The 24,647-nt window shown below is 56.9% G+C and carries 18 protein-coding genes; 12 read left to right on the top strand and 6 right to left on the bottom strand.

The window, feature by feature from the left end; genetic code table 11:
* Positions 1 to 3: 3 nt before the first annotated feature.
* Together CFT68_RS18570 and rfbA are read left to right on the top strand one after the other, a co-directional pair.
* Positions 4 to 1,011 carry an SDR family oxidoreductase gene (locus CFT68_RS18570; protein ID WP_088845181.1) on the top strand — a complete coding sequence of 336 codons (1,008 nt, stop codon included), beginning with the start codon at positions 4 to 6 and terminating at the stop codon, positions 1,009 to 1,011.
* A 101-nt stretch (positions 1,012 to 1,112) separates the two neighbouring features.
* The gene (gene rfbA, locus CFT68_RS18575) at positions 1,113 to 1,985 is read left to right on the top strand and encodes a glucose-1-phosphate thymidylyltransferase RfbA (protein ID WP_088845182.1); all 873 of its coding nucleotides are present in this window, start codon (positions 1,113 to 1,115) and stop codon (positions 1,983 to 1,985) included.
* 604 nt (positions 1,986 to 2,589) lie between these two features.
* Here rfbA and chrA read toward each other — a convergent pair.
* Positions 2,590 to 3,729, bottom strand: a complete 1,140-nt coding sequence (gene chrA, locus CFT68_RS18585; protein ID WP_245815449.1) for a chromate efflux transporter — start codon at positions 3,727 to 3,729, stop codon at positions 2,590 to 2,592.
* Positions 3,730 to 3,996: 267 nt separating this feature from the next.
* Positions 3,997 to 4,974: an isopenicillin N synthase family dioxygenase gene (locus CFT68_RS18590; RefSeq protein ID WP_088845185.1), complete on the bottom strand. Its 978-nt coding sequence runs from the start codon at positions 4,972 to 4,974 to the stop codon at positions 3,997 to 3,999.
* 129 nt (positions 4,975 to 5,103) lie between these two features.
* On the opposite strand from CFT68_RS18590, the gene CFT68_RS18595 reads away from it, so the two are divergent.
* Both CFT68_RS18595 and CFT68_RS18600 read left to right on the top strand, forming a co-directional pair.
* A complete protein-coding gene (locus tag CFT68_RS18595; protein ID WP_141106620.1) occupies positions 5,104 to 5,934 on the top strand; it encodes a hypothetical protein in 831 nt (276 codons plus the stop codon).
* A gap of 486 nt (positions 5,935 to 6,420) precedes the next feature.
* Complete coding sequence (locus tag CFT68_RS18600; protein ID WP_088845187.1) at positions 6,421 to 8,463, top strand: OmpA family protein; 2,043 nt, start codon at positions 6,421 to 6,423, stop codon at positions 8,461 to 8,463.
* Between the two features lie 109 nt (positions 8,464 to 8,572).
* Here CFT68_RS18600 and floA read toward each other — a convergent pair whose 3' ends face one another.
* On the bottom strand, positions 8,573 to 9,574 hold the full coding sequence (floA, locus tag CFT68_RS18605) for a flotillin-like protein FloA (RefSeq protein WP_088845188.1): 1,002 nt from the start codon (positions 9,572 to 9,574) through the stop codon (positions 8,573 to 8,575).
* Positions 9,575 to 9,639: 65 nt separating this feature from the next.
* A complete protein-coding gene (locus tag CFT68_RS18610) occupies positions 9,640 to 10,107 on the bottom strand; it encodes an NfeD family protein (protein WP_088845189.1) in 468 nt (155 codons plus the stop codon).
* 95 nt (positions 10,108 to 10,202) lie between these two features.
* Between CFT68_RS18610 and CFT68_RS18615 the strand changes: the two genes are divergently transcribed.
* Together CFT68_RS18615 and CFT68_RS18620 are read left to right on the top strand one after the other, a co-directional pair.
* Positions 10,203 to 10,793 carry a Crp/Fnr family transcriptional regulator gene (locus CFT68_RS18615; protein ID WP_088845190.1) on the top strand — a complete coding sequence of 197 codons (591 nt, stop codon included), beginning with the start codon at positions 10,203 to 10,205 and terminating at the stop codon, positions 10,791 to 10,793.
* A 74-nt stretch (positions 10,794 to 10,867) separates the two neighbouring features.
* Complete coding sequence (locus tag CFT68_RS18620) at positions 10,868 to 11,443, top strand: DinB family protein (protein WP_088845191.1); 576 nt, start codon at positions 10,868 to 10,870, stop codon at positions 11,441 to 11,443.
* 73 nt (positions 11,444 to 11,516) lie between these two features.
* Here the strand turns inward: CFT68_RS18620 and proS are convergent, their stop codons facing one another.
* Entirely contained in the window at positions 11,517 to 12,992 is a 1,476-nt protein-coding gene (gene proS / locus CFT68_RS18625; RefSeq protein ID WP_088845192.1) for a proline--tRNA ligase, read from the bottom strand.
* A 187-nt stretch (positions 12,993 to 13,179) separates the two neighbouring features.
* Between proS and CFT68_RS18630 the strand changes: the two genes are divergently transcribed.
* Positions 13,180 to 14,463 carry a hypothetical protein gene (locus tag CFT68_RS18630; RefSeq protein WP_088845193.1) on the top strand — a complete coding sequence of 428 codons (1,284 nt, stop codon included), beginning with the start codon at positions 13,180 to 13,182 and terminating at the stop codon, positions 14,461 to 14,463.
* An 81-nt stretch (positions 14,464 to 14,544) separates the two neighbouring features.
* The gene (locus tag CFT68_RS18635) at positions 14,545 to 16,044 is read left to right on the top strand and encodes an OmpP1/FadL family transporter (RefSeq protein WP_088845194.1); all 1,500 of its coding nucleotides are present in this window, start codon (positions 14,545 to 14,547) and stop codon (positions 16,042 to 16,044) included.
* A 145-nt stretch (positions 16,045 to 16,189) separates the two neighbouring features.
* Here CFT68_RS18635 and CFT68_RS18640 read toward each other — a convergent pair whose 3' ends face one another.
* Positions 16,190 to 17,149 carry a hypothetical protein gene (locus CFT68_RS18640; protein ID WP_088845195.1) on the bottom strand — a complete coding sequence of 320 codons (960 nt, stop codon included), beginning with the start codon at positions 17,147 to 17,149 and terminating at the stop codon, positions 16,190 to 16,192.
* Between the two features lie 181 nt (positions 17,150 to 17,330).
* On the opposite strand from CFT68_RS18640, the gene CFT68_RS18645 reads away from it, so the two are divergent.
* From CFT68_RS18645 to CFT68_RS18660, 4 genes are all read left to right on the top strand, one after another.
* Complete coding sequence (locus tag CFT68_RS18645; RefSeq protein ID WP_088845196.1) at positions 17,331 to 19,556, top strand: S9 family peptidase; 2,226 nt, start codon at positions 17,331 to 17,333, stop codon at positions 19,554 to 19,556.
* A 226-nt stretch (positions 19,557 to 19,782) separates the two neighbouring features.
* Positions 19,783 to 21,219 carry an energy transducer TonB gene (locus tag CFT68_RS18650; RefSeq protein WP_088845197.1) on the top strand — a complete coding sequence of 479 codons (1,437 nt, stop codon included), beginning with the start codon at positions 19,783 to 19,785 and terminating at the stop codon, positions 21,217 to 21,219.
* A gap of 239 nt (positions 21,220 to 21,458) precedes the next feature.
* Positions 21,459 to 22,709 (top strand): PIG-L family deacetylase, encoded by a 1,251-nt coding sequence (locus CFT68_RS18655; RefSeq protein ID WP_088845198.1) that lies wholly within the window; start codon positions 21,459 to 21,461, stop codon positions 22,707 to 22,709.
* A gap of 10 nt (positions 22,710 to 22,719) precedes the next feature.
* Positions 22,720 to 24,600 carry a hypothetical protein gene (locus CFT68_RS18660; protein WP_088845199.1) on the top strand — a complete coding sequence of 627 codons (1,881 nt, stop codon included), beginning with the start codon at positions 22,720 to 22,722 and terminating at the stop codon, positions 24,598 to 24,600.
* The last annotated feature ends 47 nt before the right edge of the window (positions 24,601 to 24,647 follow it).

Consider the following 24,647-nt stretch of genomic DNA (forward strand, 5'->3'; position numbering starts at 1 on the left):
GAAATGTACGAAACCCCTTTTCACGACCAGCCACTCGATAATCTTGCCTTCCTGGTTACGGGTGGTGCAGGCTTCATCGGCTCCAACCTAGTTGAGTACCTGCTTAAGTACGGCGCTAAAGAAGTGCGCGTGCTGGATAACTTTTCGAATGGTTTCCGGAAGAACGTAGCTCTATTTGAAAGCAATCCGGCCTTGCGCGTCATTGAAGGCGACATCCGGGACAGACAGACGTGCATTGATGCCTGCCAGGGCATTGATGTGGTGCTGCACCAAGCGGCATTAGGCTCCGTACCCCGCTCCATAAACGACCCCATCACGAGCAACGATGTGAACGTAGGGGGCTTTGTGAACATGTTGGTGGGCGCGAAGGAAGCAGGAGTAAAGCGCTTTGTGTACGCCGCTTCCTCCTCGACCTACGGCGACCATAAGGCGCTGCCAAAAGTAGAGGACCGGATCGGCAAGCCTTTGTCGCCCTACGCCGTGACCAAATATGCCAATGAGCTCTACGCCGATGTGTTTGGAAAGACCTACGGCATGGAGATTATAGGCCTACGCTACTTCAACATCTTCGGACCGCGCCAGGACCCCAATGGTGCTTATGCCGCGGTTATTCCTCTCTTCATTGATGCTGTGCTGGAAGGCAAGGCGCCGCGCATGAACGGAGACGGTGGCCAGACCCGCGACTTTACCTTTGTGGAAAACTGCGTGCAGGCTAACATAAAGGCGGCGCTGGTGCAAAACCCTGAGGCGGTGAACCAAGTGTACAACGTAGCCGTGGCCGACCGTACGTCGCTCAACGACCTGTTCAACATCCTGAAGGAAGAAGCTGGTTCGGACATTACCCCTGACTACGGTCCTGACCGTGCCGGTGATATCCGGGACTCACTGGCTGATATCAGCAAAGCCCACAACCTACTGGCCTACAACCCCCAGATTCGGATTCGGGAAGGTCTGCAAAAGACGCTTTCCTGGTTTAAGGAAAACCAAGCGTTCATTGCTGAGCGCAACTAGCAGGGGTGCGTTGTACGCGCCCGCTAGGGCTTCGATAAGGTCATTCCAATAAAAAATTGCCAACGCAACGGGCGCGTGCAACGCGCCCCTACCTCCATCACATGAAAGGTATTATCCTCGCTGGCGGGTCCGGCACGCGCCTGCACCCGCTTACTCTGGCTGTCTCCAAGCAGCTTATGCCCGTCTACGATAAGCCGATGATTTATTATCCGCTGTCGATCCTGATGATGGCGGGCATCAAGGATATCCTGATTATCACTACTCCCCACGATCAGGCGCAGTTCCAAAAACTACTTGGCGACGGTAAGAATCTGGGCTGCAACTTCCAGTATACTATCCAGGAGGTGCCAAATGGCCTAGCCCAGGCATTCGTACTCGGGGCTGATTTTATTGGCGACGATAAAGTGGCGTTGGTGCTGGGCGACAATATCTTCCACGGCGAAGGCATGGAAGAACTGCTCAAGTCTAATAACAGCCCTGATGGTGGCGTGGTATATGCGTACCACGTGCAGGATCCGGAGCGCTATGGTGTGGTAGAATTCGACTCGGATAACAAGGCGCTCAGCATCGAAGAGAAGCCCGCCAAACCCAAGAGCAATTACGCGGTGCCAGGCCTGTACTTCTACGACAACGAGGTGGTAGAAATTGCGCGCAACCTGAAGCCTAGCCCCCGCGGCGAGTACGAAATCACGGATGTAAACCAGGAGTATTTGCGCCGTGGTAAGCTGAAAGTTGGCATTTTGGGCCGGGGAACAGCTTGGCTGGACACCGGTACTTTTGAAAGCCTGATGCAGGCGGGTGAGTTTGTGCGTGTTATCGAACAGCGTCAGGGCCTGAAGGTGGGTTCTATTGAAGAGGTGGCCTACCGCCAAGGCTTTATCACGGCCGACCAGCTACGCGAAATTGCCGCACCTCTACGCAAGAGCGGCTACGGCGACTACCTGATGCACCTGCCCGAGCAGTTACTCATGTAATTATCAGTGGCTTACTTATTAAGCAAAAGCCCTTGGCAAGCACACCATCCTTGTGCTAAGCCAAGGGCTTTTGTTCTATAAGCTCCTTCTTTTCTAGCCGTTGTTCGTTCGTTTTCTCCCTAGCAGAAAAAAGCAGAGTAGGCCGTAAACCGCACCACTCGTGCCAAATGCGGTTGCGCACCAAATTGGCTGGAGGCCCTGGCCCCAACCGGCAAGCCCGCCGCCGAGTGCAAGCTGGCTTGCGGCGATGCCAATCCCGGCGCCAATTAATAAGCTACGGCCAGCGGTTTGGAGCCCCTTTTCTGCTATACCCCGATATATAGGATAAGTAAGTATATAGATCCAGCCCCCGTAAATCAGAAGGAAGAAGTAGAGATAAGCATACCCGCCGACAAGTGATGCAGAAAAATAATTTCTCAACAGCCCTAACAGGCCTAGAGCTGCTATGCCGATACTTATAAGGCTAATAACTAGCAAAAGGGCAAAAGTTCGCATCCTGTATAAGTTCTGATTTTGGCCAACAAATCGTACTACAATTGGCTCTCTGTGAGTAGGTGGCCTACGAGTACAAATTCCTGATCAAGGGCTTATGGTTTCTAGGCCACTACACTACAACACCGGCAAGCAGAGCGGCTCCTACAATAATATAAGATGGCACCCGCTCCCAGAGCAGCAGCAGAAACGTGGCGACGATGAGGCTTAGGTTGACCGGCGTTTCGGGTAAGGGGTGATAAAGTAGGAACGTAGCCGCGCACACGAGACCCGCTGATACTGCATTAATTCCTTCCAGCGAGGCCTTAACTACGCGGTAGCGCTTCAGTTGGTCCCAGAACCGGATCAGGAAGAAGATGAGCAGCGTGCCCGGCATAAAGATGCCAGCAGCGCCTACCATAGCACCCAACAGCTGGCCACTGAGGCCACTTCCGGTCTGGCGCATAGCCAAGGCACCGATGTAGGACGCAAAGGAAAAGTTAGGCCCCGGCATGGCCTGCACCAGGCCTAGGCCAGATAGAAACTCCTTGTTGGTGAGGTAGTGCTTGAACTCTACAAACTCTGTATAAAAGAGGGGCGCCAGCACTTGGCCGCCCCCAAATACGAGGCTGCCGTTGCGGTAGAAATTCTCGAAGAGCCTGACAGGAAGTAGTTTGGTGTAGGAGCCGAGCAAAGCAGCGCTAAGGAACACGCCGAGCCACAACACAAAGTTCGACCATTCAATTTGCAGCGGAATGGTCTGCTCCCGCGGCATCTTGCGGTACCGGAACGTAGTGAGGCTACCGCCCAGCAGCAGTAGAATAGGCATCAGCCAAGGCAGCTGGAAGCGGTACACCAGCAGCGCCGACACCACCATAAGGGCTACCGACGTCTTGGTGTGGATTACTTTCTCTGAGATTTTATAGGCCGAATAGGCCACAAACCCAATAGCCACGGGCTGCACGAACTGTACCAGCCGCGCTACCAAGTCTTTATCCAGATAACTGATGGTCAGCCCAGCCACCGTCATGAACGTAACGGAAGGCAGCATCCAGACCAGCAGCGTGAGGTAGGCCAGGTTGGGGCCGCCCAGCCGAAACCCGATGGCCGTGATGGTCTGGGTGGAGGTAGGGCCGGGCAGAATCTGGCAGAGCGCGGTGAGTTCCAGCAAGTCGGCCGCCGTCAGGTAGCGGCGCTTATCCACCAGCAGGCGCAGCATCATGGCCATGTGCGCCTGCGGGCCGCCGAAAGCTGTGAGACCTAGGGCAGCCACATCTTTCAGGAAAATAAGATTGCGCCCGCGCTTCACCCGCTCTTGAGTTCGGGCCTCTGTAGGCGGGGGCGCAAGCGAGGGATTCTCTGGAAGCAAGGCGAAAAACGTAGATGCCTGACAAAGAAGCAGAAACCTGCCATAAAAACAACCGGCCCCGGCTGCGCGGTGCAGTCGGGGCCGGCGTGAAAACGAGGGAACGGGCAGGTGCGCGAGTGGGAAGACGTAAGGTTCCGATGAGATCAAGCGCGGGCACCTACGGCCAGGGGACTATTTTTTCTTTAGTCCCAGCTCTATAAGGCGCTCATTCAGGAACTCGCCGGCAGTAATATCGGCTTCCTTTTTCGGGTTTTCGGACGTTACACAGCTCTCCAAAGCCGCCAGGCTCATTTCGGAGCGCGGGTGCATGAAAAACGGGATGCTGTAACGGGAAGAATTCATCTTCTCGCGGGGTGGGTTTACCACGCGGTGGATGGTGCTCTTCAGCACCCCATTGGTGAGGCGCTGCAACATGTCGCCCACGTTCACCACAATCTGGTCGGGGAGGGCGGTAATCGGAATCCACTTTCCGTCGCGGCGCAGCACTTGCAGGCCATCGGCAGAAGCCCCCATCAGCAGCGTAATCAGGTTGATGTCGCCGTGCTCGGCAGCGCGAACCGCATCAGACGGAACGCTGTCGGGGTTTTCGATGGGGTAGTAGTGGATGGGGCGCAGAATGCTGTTGCCGTTGCGCACCTTGTCATCGAAGTAGTTCTCGGGCAGTTTCAGGTACAGTGCAATAGCGCGCAGTACATCTTTGCCCGCTGCTTCGAGGGTTCTGTAGGTGTTCAGGGAGGTGTCAGCAAAGCTGCTCACTTCCTTCGGCCAGATGTTGTCGGGGTATTCGGCACCGATAGGATCATTCGGGTCGTCAACCTCCTGGCCTACGTGGTAGAACTCCTTCAGGTCGCCGGTGTTGCGGCCCTTGGCGTGCTCCTTGCCTTTGCTCACGTAGCCGCGCTGGCCAGCTAGCTCAGGCTTCTCGTACTGCTGCTTCACGTCGTCGGGCAGCGAGAAGAACGACTGCACGTCGGAGTAAAGTTTGGTGGTCTGTTCGGCGTTCAGACCGTGGTTTTTTAGCGCAATGAAGCCAATGTTCTGGTAGGCTTCACCGAGTTGTTGCACAAAGCGGGCTTTGCGTTCCGGGTCACCGGAGCGAAAATCAGCCAGGTCGAGGGAGGGAATTTCCTCCAGCAGTTTTTCTTCCATAGGGGAGAAACGATATACTTTTTGGAGAACCTTACGTATGGCGCAAGGTACTTAAAAAACGTGTCTTTGGTTGCGCCACTGGCCGGTCAACTTTCGGGTTGCTAGGCCAGTGTTGCCCGTCTGTTGCCTATGAAAACAACTACTTTCTTACTGATGGGGTTCAGTCTGCTGAGTCTGGCCGCGTGTGATGTGACGCGCAAAGTGCAGGAAACGCCGGAAGAGCCAACCAGCGAGGCCATGGCCGCGCTGAAGGAGGAAGCTTCGCTGGAAAAAAATGGCATCCGACTCACGCCCATCACCGACTCGCCCAAAATGCCGGAGGCCCAGCTCATGCTGAAAACACCGGCGCCCGGCTCGGCTGTGCCCAGTGGCAGCGTCGCCTTCGACTACGACCTGACCAATTTCCAGCTTACGCGCATGACGGGCGGGCCGCATGCCGAGCATCTGGCTAACTCGCAGCAGGGCCAGCATATCCACAACATCGTGGATAATCAGCCTTACACCGCCCACTACACGCCGGAGTTCAGCAAACCTATTCCGGATGGGCAGCATGTGGTGTTGTCGTTTCTGTCGCGCTCCTACCACGAAAGCCTGAAGCACCGCGGCGCCTACGATCTGCGCGTCATCACGGTAGGGCCGGGCGTATTCAGCACTCAAAATTTCGATCTGCAGGCCCCGCATCTCTTCTACAGCCGCCCCAAGGATGTGTATAAGGGCAAAGACACCCAAAAAGTGATGCTGGATTTTTACCTCGTAAACACCACACTTTCCTCAGAGGGAAACAAGGTGCGCGCCACTATCAACGGGACAGAGTTTCTGCTTGATCAGTGGGTGGCCTACACGATGGAAGGATTAGCCCCCGGCGAAAATACCGTTAAGCTGGAGCTAATTGACGCTAAAGGCAACCAGATTCCTGGGCCTTACAATGCCGAAACCCGCACATTCACGTTGCAGCCTTAACAAACGCCTAGCCAGCAGCAACTTTCACACAAGTAAATGGCTTGCTGTGCGTTGTATGCAATAGGGAAGTGGCCTAGAAGGGGCAGTAGTTGCAGCGGAGTGGCCGGTAAGGTGAGGTAAGACAGAAAAACAGGGAGGACATATAATTAATTCTTGTTTAGGATAATATAAATAGTAAATTGTTCTAAATAAAGAACATGTTGTTTGATTGTTTTGAAGAATGTAATGCCGAATTACTCCCGTAAACCCATGACTAGACCGCTTGAATCAGCCCGCTACAGGTTTCTATTAGAAACTTAGTAAAGGGCAAATAGCAATGTTTAATCCTAAAACTCTCCTTGGCTGGAATAAGTCTATGTACTTTTGACGTGGCTTTTAGAGGAGTACGCAACTTCCCAAAGAGTCCAAACGTCTTAGATAATTCTGATTGGTAAGCTCCACTTTTTCTGTGAGCTGCCACAAGCCTTTTGATTTGCCCTTGACCATATGAACATCCGAAAAATACTCTTGTCGGTGGGGTTGGTAGTAGGGGTACACGGCATTACGCAAGCGCAGCACGCCGTGTGGGCCAGTAAAATTGTGGCAGTTTCGTCGCAGAAAGCGGAAGGCAAAGAGCCTTTTGCTCCCGAAAGAGTGCTGGGTGAGCCCAATGCGCTACCCCTAGGCCAGGCCAGCAATGAAGCCTGGATTCCGAAGAAGGAAGGCGCCAATGAATTTATTGAAATTCGTTTCAGTAAGTCGTTGGTAGCTAAGCAGGTAACGGTGGTGGAGAATTTCAACCCGGGTTCTGTTACCAAAATAGAACTGGTAGATACGCGCGGCGGAAAACACCAAGTCTACGAAAACGAAAGTCCTGGCCCCTTGCCGGAGGCTTTCCGCTCCTTGCAGGTAACGTTCTCGCCGGGCACCTACCGCACCATTGGCGTCATCGTGACGATGAACACCAAGGCGGTGAATGGAGTAAACCAGATTGATGCTATCGGCATTGCCGACGTGGCCGAGACGATGGTGAAAAAGGACTTCCAGGCCGAGAAAAGCGCGGTGAGTTTTGACTCTTCCATGGTGAACCTGGGACCGAACGTCAACTCGAAATACGTGGATACGCACCCGGTTATCTCGCCGGATGGACGCACGCTATTCTTCGCCCGCCAGGAAAGCCCGCAGAACGTCGGCGGCGCCAATGATGGCCAGGACGTATGGTATTCGACGCTGCAGAACGCCGAGAAGAAAGTCTGGGCACAGGCCAAGAACATTGGCAGTCCAATCAACACGCCTGGCCCGAACGGTATGGCTTCGGTATCCTCAGACGGGAATACGGCTCTGCTCATCAACGTGTATAAGCCCGATGGCACGCTCGATCCGAAAGGGATGAGCATGACGCGCCGGACGCGCACAGGGTGGAGCCAGCCGGAAAAAGTGGTGATTGAGGATTTCTACAACGACGATCCGGAAAACGTAGATTACTTCCTTGGCACCTCGGGCAAAGTCCTACTGATGGCCGTTGATCGGAAAGACGGGAAAGGCGAGCAGGATATTTTCGTGAGTTTCCGCAACGCTGATGGGCAGAGTTGGGGCAAGCCCCGCAACCTGGGCTCCTCTATCAACACCAAAAAACCGGAGTTTGCCCCTTTCCTGGCCGCCGATGGCAAAACGCTGTATTTTGCCTCCGAGGGCTGGGGCGGCTACGGCAAAAGCGACATTTTCTATAGCAAGCGGCTCGACGATACGTGGACTAACTGGACCAAGCCCCGCAACCTGGGCGCGAGCGTAAACTCCCCCGACTTTGATGCCTATTACACGGTGTCGGCGGCGGGTGAGGATGCGTATCTGGTGTCGGCCCGCAAGGGAATTGACGGCTCCAAGGACATCTTTCGCATCAACCTGAAGCCTACTTTCAAGCCAGAAGTAGTGACTCTGATTCGGGGCAAGGTGCTGGATGCAGCAACCAAGAAGCCCATCGTTTCCGTCATTCATTACGAAAACCTGCTGACGGGTGAAGAAATTGGCGTGGCCGAATCGAGCCCGATTGATGGCTCCTACACTATTGTGCTGCCTTCGGGCGCGCATTACGGATACCGTGCGGAGGCGAAGGATTACTTGGCCGAATCCGATAACCTGGACGTGACGGACCGCCAGAAATACTCCGAGGTAAACCAGGATCTGTACCTGGTGCCCTTCGCCGTAGGCCAGACCATTAAGCTGAACAACATCTTCTTCGCGCAGAGCAAGTATGTACTGCGCGAAACTTCCTACCCCGAGCTGCAGCGCCTTATCAAGACGCTGAAGGCGTATCCGCAGGTAGAAATCAAGATTGAAGGCCACACCGATAACCAAGGCGACCCGGCCCTAAACCTGAAGCTGAGCCAAGACCGCGTGAATGAGGTGAAGCGCTATTTGGTGAGCAAAGGCATCACGGGGAACCGCATTACCACGGAAGGCTTCGGCGACAAGAAGCCCATTGCGTCGAATGAGCAGGAAGAAACCCGCCGCCTCAACCGCCGTGTAGAGTTCCGTATCACGAAGAAGTAAGCAAGAGTGGCCTAGTGCCTAACGCATCCTGCAGCCACCACTGTTGTAAAAAGTAAAGCCCGATTCGGTAACGAATCGGGCTTTACTTTTTACTTGATGACAGACTGGCCTAGCTGAGTTTTGTTTCGTCGCGGCCGGGCTTGAGGCTACTGCTCTGGCCTCCAGGGTTGGCAATGGAGTCGCGCATATCGGTGTCAGACTGAATGTTGCGCATTTTGTAGTAGTCCATGATACCTAGGTTTCCTGCCCGGAAGGCTTCGGCAATGGCTTTTGGAATTTCCGCTTCGGCTTCTACCACGCGGGCTTTGGCTTCCTGCGTTTTCGCACGGTTTTCCTGTTCCATGGCCACGGCCATAGCGCGGCGCTCTTCGGCGCGGGCCTCGGCCACGCGTAAGTCGGCGGAGGCTTGGTCGGTCTGGAGTTTGGCCCCAATGTTTTCTCCGATGTCGATGTCGGCAATGTCAATGGAAAGAATCTCGAAGGCGGTGCCGGCATCCAGACCTTTGCTGAGTACCAGCTTCGAAATCTTATCGGGATTTTCGAGCACTTCTTTGTGCGAGCGGGAAGAGCCAATGGTGGTTACAATACCTTCACCCACGCGGGCCAGAATGGTTTCTTCGCCGGCGCCGCCTACCAGCTGGGCAATATTGGCGCGCACCGTGATGCGGGCCTTGGCAATGAGCTGAATACCATCCTGCGCCACGGCCGCCACGTTGGGCGTATTGATGACCTTGGGATTTACACTGGTCGTGACGGCCTCAAACACGTCGCGGCCCGCCAGGTCGATGGCGGTGGCCTGCTTGAAGCTGAGCGGAATGTTGGCTTTATCAGCTGAAATCAGGGCTTTGATAACGCTGGGAATGTTGCCGCCGGCCAGGTAGTGGGTTTCCAGGTCGTTGACGGTCAGCTCTAGGCCTGCCTTGGTAGAGGTGATGATGGAGTTGACGATGAGGGCCGGCGGTACCTTCCGGACCCGCATAAATGCCAGCTGAAACAGGCTCACCCGTACTCCCGAAAACAGCGCCGTAATCCAGAGGCTGATCGGGAAGAAGTACAGGAACACCAGCAGCACAATGCCACCGACGATAATCGGGAAAAAGGGAAAATCCATACGGCCTACGAATGAGGGAAGGAAAGAACTTGCGCCGGCAACTAACAACAAAAAAATGGAGTGGCCTAGGCCACTCGTTCCACCACGATACGGTTGTGCTCGATAGCCAGCACGCGCACCTCGGCGCCAGCCGCCACAAACTCGCCGCGGGTGGTTACTTCGCGCCGGTCATCCTCAAAGAGCACCGTGCCGGCCGGGCGCAGCGCTGATAGTGTGCGGCCTGTGGTGCCGGGCAGCACATCGGGGTGACGTACATCATGCACGCGGGCATGATTGACATTGGTAAGCGCCATCCGGTTAAGGTTCTTGGGGCGCAGGCCTACGTACACCACTAGGCCTACGGCTGCTGCCGAGCCGGCCAGTAACAGATGGCCCGTATTGGTGCCCAAGTCGCGGTAGCTGAACCAGATACCGGCTATCAGTAGGCAAAAACCTACTAGGCCTACCACGGTAGTTCCCGGAATGAAAATGACTTCGACGGCTAAGAATAACAGGCCGAAGAGCAAAAGCAGGGCGATGGTGAGCCAGTCCATAGGAGTAGGAATTTTGGTTGAGAAAAGATACGCAGAAGCCCACTAACGGGCCGGCTTTCTTATCTTTTCCTGTCCGATTTCGTGTTTCTCCTCCTATGCATCTTTCCGTTGCCAGTTCTCATGCCGCCTTGCTGTCATTGCGGGCGCTGCTAGGCCAGGTGCCTCAGCTCTCAGAGGCGGATATTGAGGAGTTTGTGGCGTACTGGCAGAAGCTGGTAGACCTGCGCCGCGGCGAGTTCCTGATTCGGCCAGGACAGGCGGAGCATCACCTGTATTTTGTGCACACGGGCCTGTTGCGCATTTATCTTCCGGTGGGCTCAGAGGAAATCTGCGTGGGGTTTGGCTACGAGAATAGCCTGATCTGCTCGTTTCCCTCTTTCGTGACGGGGCAGGCCTCGGAGTATAGCATTCAGGCCTTGCGTGGCCGTGAGCTACTGGGCATCAGTCGGCCCGATTTTCTGGGCTTTGTGGAGCAGAACGCCAACTTCGGCCGCTTCTGGCGCGCCGAGCTGGAGCGTAACCTCGTGGGCCGCATTGAGCGGGAAATAGATCTGCTGCTGCCCGATCCAGCCCAGCGCTATGCGCGCTTACTGACCCGCAGCCCGCAGCTGTTTCAGCGTGTCCCAAAGAAATATATTGCCTCCTACCTACGCATGACGCCTGAAACCCTGAGCCGACTGCGCTAAATATTGATTGCAATCAAGGTTTTGTTGGCCTAGGAATCGGATGTTTGCCGGGTCCTCCAGCTACAACCTGCCCCATGCATACGGCCGCCTTCCTCACCGACCTCGACCACCGCTTATCGTCCATTGAGACGATCCTGCAGCAGGAGTTGCTGCCACTGCCCGAAGCCGTACTGAACCACAAGCCCGCCCCGCAAAGCTGGAGCGTACTGGAGTGCTTGGAGCACTTGAACCGCTACGGGCGGTACTACCTGCCCGCTTTGGAGCAGGCGCTAGGCCACTCCGGCACGGCGCTAAGGCCCACCGAAGAAGTAACCTTCAGCTGGCTGGGTCGCAAATCCTACGAGATGGTACGGCCGGAAAACCGCAAGGCCCACAATACTTTAGCCCGCATGAACCCCGCCCGGAGCCACCTGGGCCGCACTGTGCTGCAGGAATTCAGGGAGCAGCTCTCCTTCCTGAAAACGCTCTTGCCCCTGGCCTACCACACCAACCTCAACCGCAAGGCCGTTCCCGTAGAGTTTTTCCGGTTGCTGAAGCTGCAGGTAGGGGAGGCTCTGCTCTTTGTAGTAGCCCACATGCAGCGTCATGTGCAGCAGGCGCAGCGGGCCGCCGTGGCGGCTACCCACCATGTTGCCCCGCAACCCGCATAAAGGCTTTGTAACAGAAGAAGCCCCCGTTACCAGAGAGGTAGCGGGGGCTTCCGATTACTGCAGTGGCCTAGGCCTAGTAAGCGCGGGCGAAATACACGCGGCGCTTGCTGGGCTTGCCTGTCACGATGCACACGCCATCCTCGTCGGGCTCGTTGAGGGCGATGCAACGAATGGTGGCTTTGGTTTCCTCCTTGATGCGCTCCTCCGTTTCGGAGGTGCCGTCCCAGTGGGCTACTACAAAGCCGGGCTTGCTGTCGAGAATTTGCTTGAACTCCTCGTAGCTGTCTACGCGGGTGGTGCGCTGCTCACGGAAGCTGAGGGCGCGCTGGTAGATATTGCGCTGAATGTCGCTGAGAAGCTGATCTACGCTGTTCACGATGTCAGCCAGGGGCAGTGTCATCTTCTCCTTGGTATCGCGGCGGGCTACTTCCACAGTGCCGCTTTCCAAGTCACGCATGCCCACGGCAATGCGTACGGGCACGCCTTTTAGCTCCCATTCGGCAAACTTGAAGCCGGGGCGCTCGGTGTCGCGGTCATCAATTTTCACCGAGATGCCACGCTCAATCAGGCCCATTTGCATCGGCCGGATGCGCTCCAGCAGTTCATCGAGCTGGCCGGTTTTGTAGATGGGAACGATGACCACCTGAATAGGTGCCAGCTTAGGTGGCAACACGAGGCCTTCATCATCAGAATGGGCCATTACCAGTGCGCCCATCAGGCGGGTGCTTACGCCCCAGCTGGTGCCCCACACGTACTCTAGGCCACCTTCTTTGTTGGCGAACTGCACATCAAAAGCCTTCGCGAAGTTCTGGCCCAGGAAGTGCGAGGTACCTGCCTGCAGGGCTTTGCCGTCCTGCATCAGGCCCTCAATGCAATACGTATCCAGGGCGCCGGCAAAACGCTCGTTTTCGGTTTTTACGCCTTTCACTACGGGCAGCGCCAGCCACTCCTCGGCAAACTGAGCGTACACGTCCAGCATCTGGCGGGTTTCAGCTACGGCTTCTTCGGCGGTAGCGTGGGCCGTGTGGCCTTCCTGCCACAGAAACTCGGCGGTGCGCAGAAACAGGCGGGTGCGCATTTCCCAACGTACTACGTTGGCCCACTGGTTGATGAGCAGCGGCAGGTCGCGGTAGCTTTGGATCCAGTTTTTGTAGGTGCTCCAGATAATGGCCTCCGAGGTAGGGCGCACAATCAGCTCTTCTTCCAGCTTGGCATTGGGGTCAACGCGCAACTTGCCGGGGTTATCGGGGTCTGTTTGCAGGCGGTAATGGGTAACTACCGCGCATTCTTTGGCGAAGCCTTCGGCATTTTGCTCCTCGGCTTCAAACAAGCTTTTAGGCACAAACAGCGGGAAGTACGCATTCTGGTGGCCGGTCCGCTTGAACATATCATCCAGGGTGCGCTGCATCTTTTCCCAGATGGCATAGCCATAAGGTTTGATGACCATACAGCCCCGTACAGCCGAGTTTTCAGCCAGGCCTGCGCGCTTCACCAATTCGTTGTACCACAGAGAGTAATCTTCACTGCGCTTGGGCAAACTTTTGCTCATATTCCGAGTATCTTTGAGTAGAGGGAAAAGTTCCTTTTATGGTATAAGATTTGTCATACCAAAAGGGCACCGTTTCGGTGCCAAATTACGTTATTAAATCCGGAGGATATGGCCTGTGCACTGGCCTCTCACCGCCGGAGCCTGTTAGTTCCCATCTTCCGATTCGTTCTTTCCGAGCAAGTATCCCATGAAAAAATTAATCCACTCCGTATTGCCCGCTCTGACCTTGCTGACGCTGGGTGGATGCGCCGGCACGTCGGCCCTTTCCACCACGGAGAGCGACGGCGTTTATTTTTCTTCCAAGGATCGGGTAAGCGCACCGGTGGCGGCCCAAACAGCTTCTGCTTCAACAGACGCTACTAACCCCGGCGACGTAGCCAACCCCGACTATACCGATAACGGCACGGCCGGCACCGCCGCCAACACGGAGTATTACGATGATGGCTATAGCTACGCCTCCCGTCTGCGCCGCTTCCACCAGCCTACGTACCGTGGGTTGGGCATGGGCTACTATGATTTTGCCTACACCGACCCCTTCTGGTATGGTGGCCCTGCCTATGCTATCATGCCCTATGGCGGTTTCGGCTACGGCTATGGTTCGGGCTTCTACGATCCTTTCTACTCGCCCTATTGGGGTGGCGGTACCTCTATCAGCATCAGCTTCGGGCGGCCTTTCTACCGGCCTTTCGGCTACGGGTATAGCTACGGCTACAGCCCCTACGACTATTATGGTTACGGTTACGGTGGTGGCTATGGAGGCTACGGCTATGGCGGCGGATATGGTGGTGGCCTAGGTGGCCGCTACTACGGCAGAAGTTACGCCGCGCCGCAGCGCTCAGTAGTAACTGGCACCCGCAGCCGCATGGCAGAAGCAACAACCGGAACTAGTGATAACCGCGGCCAAACGGTAGCAGGCAGCCGCCCACGTACCGATGTAGTGGATGGCAACTTAACCGCGCCTGGTGGCACTACTCTCTCAACTCCTCCTTCGCCTACGGGAGGCCGGGGCCGAGGCCGCGAATCGGCGGCAGCCGGGGTACAACCTGGCTCAGCCGCTCCTACAGAAGTTCGGACCGCAGAATCTGTGCCCGCCGGTCAGCCTACGCAGGCGCGCCGTTGGCGCGTGCTGAGTGAGAGCACGCCCGCTGGAACGGCTCCAGCCGCCGGTGGGGAATATACTTCTGGCCGTGGCCGGGCGGCAGCTGGTTCTACCTATGAGGCAGGGCAGCCCGCAAACGGCAGCACCGGAGAAACGCGCCGTCAGAGAACTTATCAGGCACCTACCCGCACGTACTCAGAGCCTTCACAGTCTTATTCTCAGCCCTCGCGTTCCTCAGAGTCACGTTCTACTGAGTCGTCGCGCTCATATTCTCCGCCCACGCGCAGCTTCGAGAGCGGCAGCAGCGGTGGCTCCACGGGCGGTGGCGGCGGCAGCAGCAGTGGTGGCCGGGGTCGTGGCCGCGGGAACTAGGTAAGGCTATCCGCTTACTGCGAGTACTTATTTTATGTGTAACGCCGGCTCCTCAAGGAGCCGGCGCTCATTCTCACTCCCATGAAAAACCTAAAATACTACCTGGCTGTGGCCTTACTGGGCCCGGCAAGCTATGGTTTTGCCCAAACGGCAGCAGATGCAGTGCGCTTTTCTCAGATGCAACCAGGCGGCACGGCCCGCTCCTTAGGCATAGGCGGCGCTACCTCGGCCGTGGGAGCCGATTTAAGCAATCTGCTGACCAACCCGGCGGGCCTTGGGCTGTTCCAGCGTTCGGAAATAAGCTTCTCCCCAGGTTTTGGCACCAGCAATACCACGTCCCAGGCATTCGGGACGAACGGTTCTGACTCTCGCAATTATTTGAATCTGAGTAGCCTTGGAGTAGCTTTTTCGCGGCGTCGCCCCGATGAGGATACGTCTTCGCCGTGGCGGGGCGGTACTTTCGCCATTGGCGTGAGCCGCATCAACGATTTCAACCAGAATCTGCGCTACTCGGCTACGCCTGCTCTCGATCAGGATATTTTGCAGCGGTTCAGCGAAGACCAAGGCCTCATTCAGGACGATCTGGCTTACGAGGCTCTGCTAACCGAGCGCGATGCGCAGGGAACGTACATCCCCGCCGACTATGAGAACACCGGCCAACTGACGCAGCGCGAGATAGTTGAACGTAGTGGCGGCCAGACCCAGATTGACTTCGGCTACGGCACCAGCTACCAAGACCGCGTTTACATTGGCGGGGCCGTAGGTATTGTGACTACCCGCTACAATGTGGTTTCCACGCTCACGGCCACGGACCCAGTCGCTCCCAGCAGCAGCCCCGGCACGGCATTTGGCAGCCTCACCTTGCGCGAAGACATTCAAACCCGCGGCGCAGGGGTCAATGCCCGCATTGGGGTGATCTACCGGCCTACCGATGCCTTGCGCTTGGGCGCCTCCGTGCAAACCCCCACGTATTCTGAAATGGTGGAGACCTATAGCGCCTCGCTCGATGTCGCTTATGATACCCCCATCACGTTGTCGGATGGTAGTAAACGGAACTCCGGCGATGCTCGCTTCCCGGCCGAGGACCTGGCCTACACCATCACGTCGCCGTTCAGGGCTACGGGTGGCGCGGTAGTGGTGTTGGGCAAGTACGGCTTTTTAAGTGCTGATGCAGAGTACGTAAATTATGGTAAGGCACGCCTGGGCTACAACAAAAACTCTAACGTCCTTTCACCCGCCGACTTAAGTCCAGCCAACGACGCCATTCAGAGCCAATACCAGTCTGCCGTGAACCTGCGTGTAGGCGGCGAAGCGCGCTTTGATATTTTCCGGGCGCGGGCGGGCTTTGCACACTACGGCGACCCATACAAGAACAGCAGCCGCCTCGACCGAAGCCAGAATTTCTACAGCGCTGGCCTGGGCCTGCGGCAGCAGAACTTTTTTCTGGATGTAGCCGGAGTGTACTCCTCATCAGAACAGGCCTATACTCCCTATACGCTGGCTAATCCGCAGAAAACGCCAGTGGTAGATGTGACCGATAAGCGCTTCTCCACTACGCTCACGGCCGGTTTCCTGTTCTAAGCCAGAAATAACTCAAAACACCTCGCGGCCGCCCGGCAGACAAGCTTTCCTGAATAGGAATAGCGAGGTCTATCGGGCGGCCGCGAGGTGTTTTCCTGGAGGCGCATTAGAGTAGGCATAGGCCAGTTATGGCAAGCCGATACGGCTACTTTGCTATGCGTACTTGCAGCACCAGCGTAGGCACACCCGTTGTGGTGATATCCTGCACCAAAATGGCGCCGCTTTTGCCTTCCGGCGTACGGAACGCAATTACTTGGTTTTTCGTGACCCGGCCCGTGTAGGTAGAATCCGAGGGGAAGACAGTACCCGCATTGAAGGCCGAAACAAGCTGCTCGGTGGTAGTGAAGGTAGCAAAGGTGGCATCGGTGAGGGTGGTGCTACGGATGCGGGTAATGCGCTTGGTAGGCCAGGCTTTTAGATCAACAACGCGCTGGTTGCTCGGAGTGGCTAGCCCTGGGCCGGTGGCTGCGTCCGGAATGTACAGCAGGTCAATGAGTTGTTGTGCCTCCACATTCCGGCGCACCGTGAATTTGGGTAGCGCCAGCCCCGACCGAAGAGCCAGGAAGCTGCGGCGCATCTGCGAGTTGGCCAGCGGAGCCTGTAGGCCTATCGTGTAGCTGTGGTATGTGATGAGCGAATCGGTGCGGCCCAGGCGAAGCTGAAAGCTGCGGCTGCCGGTGCGGTTTTCATTGTCCCGAAACTCATATTTCCACACCTCTGTGCCGGCCGTAGTGCGGGCTGGCTGCACGCTTTGGAAGGCGAATTCCTTCGTGAGAGCCGGCGTGGTGGGGAGCAGAGTATCAAGATAGATAAGCTCCAGTGTAGGCTGCTTTCCTTCCTCGTAGCCGCTTTGAGGATAGATGATACCTTCCGGTACCGGCTGGTAGGTCGCCGTGATTTTAAGCTGCGTAAGGTGCGAGTCGCCGCCCTGGGCTTGGCCATAGATGCGCGTGGCCACCGTATCGCCAGGCGTGGTGAGGCGGCGGTTGCCCGTAGTGAAGCGGCTGCTGGCCACAAAATCGACGCGGGGACCGGGGTTGAGTTCGGGCTGACATGCAGCCAACCCCAGCAGCGGATAGAACAGAAGATTCAGACGAAAGCGCATAGCAGCGTAAAGGTCGGAGATTTGAGGTTTCGGAGCGGAAAAGTTGTGGCTAGGCCACTGCCTACCGCCAAAAGTGGCCTAGCGTAGCGGTTTTGCCCCTTGGCGAGCCGCACGTGCAACCGAGCCGCCCACAATTCCTACCTTAACGCCTAAACCCCGCCGACATTTCACTCTTTGGTACATGAACTTTCGCTCTCTCGGACTGGCCCTCTTTCTAACCACGGCCAGCCCCGCTTTCCTGCCCGGCGCCGCGCCGGTGGCCTACGCTCAGCAAAAGCAGAACATCACCCTCGAAGACATCTGGCAGAAAGGCACGTTCCAGGCCCGCTCCGTGCCCGGTTTCAACTGGATGAAGGATGGCCGCTACTACTCCTCGCTGGATAACGGCAACCTCGTGCAGAACGATGTAACGACCGGCCAGCCCGTGCAAACCCTCGTGACAGGCTCCAATCTGAAGCTTGCGGGCCAAAGCCAGCCGCTGGAAGTAGATGGCTATAGCTTCAACGCCGACGAAACTAAAATCCTCTTCAGCACCGATACGGAGCCGATTTACCGCCGTAGTAGCAAGGCGTATTTCTTTGTGTATGACCGCGCTACCAAGCAGCTCACGCCCCTGAGCAAAACGGCCGGCAAGCAGCTCTACGCCACTTTCTCGCCCGATGGCAAGCGCGTAGCCTTCGTGCGCGACAACAACCTGTTTGTAGTAGACCTAGCCACCATGCAGGAAACGGCCGTGACAACGGATGGCGCGCTGAACAAGATCATCAACGGCGGCACCGACTGGGTGTATGAAGAGGAGTTTGAGTTTGCGCAAGGATTCCACTGGTCGCCGGACTCCAGGCAAGTGGCCTACTACACCTTCGATGAAACGGCGGTGCCCGAGTACAACATGCAGGAGTGGGGCGCGCTCTACCCCAAAGACTACCGCTACAAATACCCGAAAGCCGGCGAGAAAAACTCCATCGTCAGCATATCGGCCTATGACGTGGCCGCCGGTAAGTCTATGAAAATGGACGTAGGCTCCGAGCAGGACCAGTACATTCCGCGCATCCTCTGGACCCAGACGCCCAACCTGCTCAGCATCCGCCGGCTGAACCGCCTGCAGAACAAGCTGGAGATTTTGCACGCCGACGCCACCACCGGCAAAACCAAGGTCGTTCTGACGGACACGGATAAGGCTTACGTAGAAGTAAACGACGACCTGCGCTATCTGGAAGGCGGCAAGGAGTTCCTGTTCAGCAGCGAGAAAGACGGCTACCGCCACCTTTATCTATATGATATGAAGGGCAAGCCGGTGCGCCAGCTCACGAAAGGCAACTGGGAAATTACCAGCATCGATGGCTTTGATGAGAAGAAAGGTATCGTGTACTACACCAGCACCGAGGCCTCACCACTCCAGCGCCACCTCTACCGCATAGACCTGAAAGGCAAAGGCAAAACCCGCCTCAGTGAAGCGGGCCCCGGCAACGATGTGGTGAATATGAGCGCCGATACCCGTTACTTTCTCAACTACCACTCCCAGGCCGGCGAGCCGCAGGTGGTAAGCCTGCGCAACGGCCAGGACGGCAAGCTGGTGAAGGTATTGGAAGACAACGCCGCGCTTCGTCAAAAGCTGACGCAGTACAACCTAAGCAAGCTGGAGTTCATCAATTTCAAGACGGCAGAAGGAGTGGAGCTAAATGCCTCTGTGCTGAAGCCCGCCAACTTCGATGCCAGCAAGAAATACCCCGTCCTGATGTACGTGTATGGCGGCCCCGGCTCCCAGACCGTGAAAGACGACGCGGGCGGCGGCATTGCCTTCACCAACTACCTCTGGCACCAACTGCTGGCCGAGCAGGGCTACATTGTGGTGAGCGTGGATAACCGAGGCACCGGGGCGCGCGGCGCGGCGTTCAAGAAGAGCACCTACGCCAACTTAGGCAAGCTGGAAACCGAAGATCAGGCGGCCAGCGCCCGGTATCTGGCAACGCTGCCCTATGTGGATAAGTCGCGGATCGGTATCTGGGGCTGGAGCTTCGGGGGCTACATGACGGCGCTGGCCATGACCAAAAACGCCGATGTATTTAAGATGGGCATATCTGTAGCGCCCGTGACCAACTGGCGCTACTACGACACCGTGTACACGGAGCGGTTCTTGAAAACGCCCCAGCAAAACCCCCAGGGCTACGACGATAACTCGCCGGTGCAGCACGCCGATAAGCTGAAAGGTAAGCTTCTGCTGGTGCACGGCACTGGCGACGACAACGTGCATTTCCAGAACTCGGTGGCCTTCACCGACGCCATGATCAAGGCCAACAAAGACTACCAAACGCTGTATTACCCCAACCGCAACCACGGCATTTCTGGCGGTAATACGCGCCTGCACCTCTACCGCCAGATGACGGATTTCGTGCTGAAAAACCTGTAGGCCACTCCCCCTAGTGTAAATCGAGCAAAGGCTCCGGCAACTTCAGCCGGAGCCTATTTTGTACTGGATGATTAGGCGTCATTTCCTGCAGAGACTGGCCTAGCCAAGCTTCGGGCATGTGGCAACTGGCCTACGCAATAAGATTTTGTGGGTGAAGCCCAGTTATTTACCGAAAAACACAACCTTTAGCTAAATAAAAGACACCCTTCGCGCGTAGAGTCTGTTTATGCCGATTTTTAGACCCGTTTACCTGCTGGGAGTTCTTGCCGCTCTGGTAGCGAGCTGCCAACAGGAGAAGCCCAAACAAACCGAGCAACGAAGCCCTGCCCTGGCCGATTCGTTGGCTTTGGACTCAGGTGATATTCCCGTGGCTACCCCCATTCGGCGCGACTGGCATCGGCTGGAGAAACCTACCAACCCGAAGGCCCCGCTGGTGGTGTACCGCCGGGGCGTGATGCGGCCCGCGGCGTTCAATGCCGCCGCGCCGCCCATGGAGGCCCGTCTGCAGGACTTAACCCTAAAGGCCAGCGAATATTTCCAGATTGACCCCACCAAGCCCGCCGAAGTGCGCGGCCGTGAGGGCACCATCGTCCGGATTCCGGCAAAAGCCCTTCTTACTGCCCAACAGCGGCCGGCCACCGGAGCCGTGTGGGTCGAGCTGAAGGAGTGCTATTCTTTGGCTGACATGCTGCTGTCCAATCTGCTCACAGAAACGGCTACGGGTACACCGTTGGAGCTGGCCGGCGCCGTATTGGTGCGGGCCACCGCAGGCGGACAGCAGCTGGCGTTGGCTGCCGGCCAAGAAATGCAGGTTCAGCTGGTGAACAGTGCCACCCCGCCCCAGCTCTACTATGGTGCCACGGGCAGCACGGCTGCTCCGGTGCAGTGGGAAGCGGCCGAAGCGGCTACGGCTTCCGCCGAAAAAATATATACCACGACCGAGCAGATGCCCCAATACGGCGCCGGCCCCGCCGATATCAACCAGATGGTCCGCTACCCGAAAGAGGCGCTCAGCCGCCAGACCCAAGGCGTAGTGTTTGCCTCCTTTGTGGTAGATGAAACCGGCCATGTGGCCAGCCCCAAAATCATTCGAGGCATCGGTGACGGTTGCGACGAAGAAGTGCTGCGCGTTTTGCGCCAGACGTCGGGCCGCTGGAAGCCCGGCCTGCAGGAGGGCCAGCCCGTGAAAGTGCGCCTAACGCTGCCCATCCGGTTTGCTTTCCAGGAAGGCAGCGTTTCCGAGCTGGACCCCGCTTCCCTAGCCACGCAGGATATGCCCGATAATGCAGTGTCGGAGTCTGGAATCGAGGAAATGCCCAACGGAATATGGGTAAAGCGGCTGGGCTGGCTAGCTACTGGTAAGGAGTGGAGTGGTGTCACGACGGCGTACTATGTGCCATTCCCGATGGCCACGGAACAAACCTCCCTACGGCTCCTGGTGCCGGGCCACAAAGTAGTGCTGGCCGGCCTGCCACAAGCCGGCGGCTATCAGTTTCTGGCTGTGCCCGCCCGGGCCGGAGCTACGCTGCTAGGCCTACGCTACGAAAATGGCGCCCCTTTCTTGGCGCGCCAGGCCGTGCGCACCAGCGCCCCACCCGACACGCTCCGCTTCAACGAAACATCCTTATCCGACCTGGAAACGACCATGGAAAAGTTAGACTAAAACATAGATATTCAAATATTTATATGGGCTGGGCTTGGCGTAATTGTCAGTTGATGCAATTGTGTCAAGCGGATTATTCCGGAATTCTAGCAGGAAAAACAGGCAGGTAATAGAGTAAAAAGCTCTGTTCAGCGGGATACAATACAATGATGCGGGAAATCTGATAGGGAATAGCTAGATTTAGCTTCCCTACTTCTCTGAAGGCAGCCTAGTGCTGTCGCGCCTCTTTTTGTTCCCGAATGGCTTCACGTTTACTCCGGATAATTGTATTTGGGCTGGCTATGGTATGTGCCACGCAAGCCCGGGCACAGGTAAGCACCACGGCAAAGCCCAAGGCTCTGCCCGTAGCGGTCTACATCACGGCGCATCCCGATGACTGGCAGTTGTTTATGGGCGCCGACGCATGTGCCGATGTGCAGCGTCCGCGCAGCAAAACAGTATTTATCTGCCTGACCGGCGGCCAGGCAGATGTGCCAGGCGACGTCTATTGGAAAGGCCGGGAGGCGGGCTGCCAGGCGGCGGTGCGCAAAGCAGCCAACCTGCTTACTCCTACAATAGACCAAGCTCCCGCTCCTCAATCCATCGTGTTTAATAATCATGCCGTAACAATGGTACGGTACCGGGGAGGGGCAGTGGCGTATTTTCTGCGTCTGCCGGATGGTGGCCTAGACGGCAAAGGACAGGGGCGTGGGGCGTTTCAGAGTATGGCCATGCTACTCAAGCAGAATCGCAGTATGACGCCCCTAGATGGCAGCGCTACCTATACATCTTGGGATGACTTGGTAAAGACGGTACGATTGATCCTGAAAAAGGAAGTGTGCAACAACCCCGTGAACCTGCATACGCCGCAGCCAAATGAGCGCTACAACCCCGGCGACCATTCCGACCATCGGATGGCCGGGCGCCTGGCACTGGCTGCCACCAACCAGATAGAATGCCGCACAATGCTGTATATGGGCTATAACAGCCGCCTGCGCCCCTTCAACCTCAGCGCTGCCCAGAAGGCCAATCAGCAGGAGGTGTACCAGGCCTACAGCCAGACAATGGCTGGCCTAGGCCTGCCATCGGGGTGGGAGCCGTCGCATCTACAGTTTATCGGAAGGCAGTACTCGTACGTATGGCACCGGGATGGGCAGGTGTTTGATAACCAGCCCGAACCAGTACTGCAGGCAACCACCAACGATGTAGAAAACAAGGCACCTGTTGTTCAGGCGCTACCCAGCAGCCTGGAACTGGAGCCAAACTACCCCAATCCCTTTGGGCAATCTAGCCTGATGGCCTACCAACTACCCGCCACTGCTGCGGTTTGGCTGCGGGTGCTGGATACTCAGGGGCGTGAGGTATTGCGCCTGCTGAATGGGGAGCAGCAACAGGCAGGCCGGCACGAACAATGGCTCGATGTGAGTAACTTTCCGGCGGCAGGGCTATACATTGCTGAGCTGCGCGTGGGAGACCAGCGCCGCACGTGCCGAATGGAGATTATCCGCTGATTTTTTCTGAATGACTTTTTCGCTTCCGGCGTGGTTACGCCGGCCTTCCTTTACAGGGCTGCTGCTGGCGGCCCTGGTGCTGCAAACTCTCTTAATTTTTCGGGCATTCGGGCCGCTCCTTACGGAGCCTGGCCAGCACTTGCTCGTGACGGGGTACGACGGCCTAAAAAACTGTTTCACCTTCCAGGCCTATCTGCAACAGCCAGGGGCAGCGGGCTTTGCCTGGTTCGGGATGATGAACTACCCGTTCGGGGAGTACATCTTCTACACCGATAACACGCCCCTGCTGGCTGTACTAGTGCGGCTATGGTCGCGCTCTGTGCACGATGTGACGCCCTACGGCCTGGATATTTACCATGCACTGCTGCTGCTGGGGTTGCTGATAAGCACAGGCCTGCTGGTTTCTATTCTGCGCCGCTTGCTGCACTACTGGCTTTTGGTACTGGTATTTGCCGTAGTGCTGCCGTGGCTGAATCCGCAACTCGGCCGACTGGTATTTGGCCATTTGAACCTGTCGTACAGTTTCGTGATCCTGCTGGCTATCTGGGGGATGATGCACCTCTACGACAGGGTGCAGGCCAACCAGCCCATAGGCCGGTTCGTGGCCGGCCTGATAGCCGCTTTTACCCTTATTGCTTTCCTGCACCTCTACTATCTGCCGCTGCTAGGCCTGTTTACGGCTGCTTTTTTTGGGGCCTGGCTTCTACCAAAAGGACGCTGGCGTCAGCAGCCTAAACTACTCCTGCTGGGAGCCGCCCTGTCTGTCCTGCCGCTGCTCATCAGCTTGGCCATCATCCGCAGTATCGACGCGTTCTATAAGCTCCGCCTCGCCGATCCGACGGGCTTTAACTACCCTGCCTGGAAATTGCAGGTTTCGGCATTGGTGCAACGCTATTCCTACGAAACCACCCGCTTCATCATTGAGCCGGTTACCCCCGTTTCGCAGGAGTCGCAGGCGTATTTGGGGGCATTTGCGCTGTTTGGCCTCACGGCAGCCTTTGTAGCCTGGCTGGCGGAACGGCCGGCTACTCAACGCTGGTGGGCCGCCTGGGGCCTCACACCGGAAAGGCGGTTTTTGGGGTTGCTCGGGGTGGCCGCTTTGGTAGGTCTGTTGGGCTCCGTGGGCACCGTGTATGACATCGGTGACTTTCATATCACCAACTATCTGAGCCCATTCTACTATCTGCGGAAGCTCACCGATAACGCCTCCCACTTCCGGACGGTAGCGCGCTTCAGCTGGCCCTTTTTCTGGTTCGTGAACCTGTTTGTGCTCGTTGGCCTCGATAACTGGCTGCGCCATGGGCGCTCAGGCTTTCGTTGGGTATTGGCAGCAGCGCTGGTCTTACTGGCCTACATTGATACCCGCGACACCATCAAATTCTACCGGCATAGCCTGCAGCCCAACACCCTCACCAACAAAGACTTTCAGGCCGAGGTGAATCCGCTGGTAGGCAGCATACGGCCCGAAACATACCAGGCTATTTTGCCGGTACCTTTCTTCCACGTTGGCAGCGAAGACATGGACCTAACCCTGGACGATGACGACGCGCACTCCCGGCACAGCTACCAGCTGGCCCTGCGCACCAATCTGCCCCTAATGGCTACCAAGCTTTCGCGCACGCCCCCTGTGCATGCCCGTCTGTTGCGCACCATCTTCGACCCCGCCGGCTCGGCTCCGGAGCTGCGCAAGCAGCTGGTGGCCAACGGAAAGCCCATCCTGGTTTTATACGATCAGGGCTGTTATGACGGTACCAACGATCTGGCCGGCCGACAGACCAACCCTTTTGCCAAGCAGCTGGTAGAAGCCGGGGCCGCGTTTCCGGTGAATCAGCACCTCACCCTGCTGGCCGAGTCGGGCAAGCTGCGGCTCTACCGCTGGGACGTGCGCTAGGCCACTCCGTAGGCCAATAGGACAAGGCTGTTACCGGCTTCAGATGG

It is taken from the genome of Hymenobacter gelipurpurascens (genome assembly GCF_900187375.1).
Classification (GTDB): Bacteria; Bacteroidota; Bacteroidia; order Cytophagales; family Hymenobacteraceae; genus Hymenobacter; species Hymenobacter gelipurpurascens.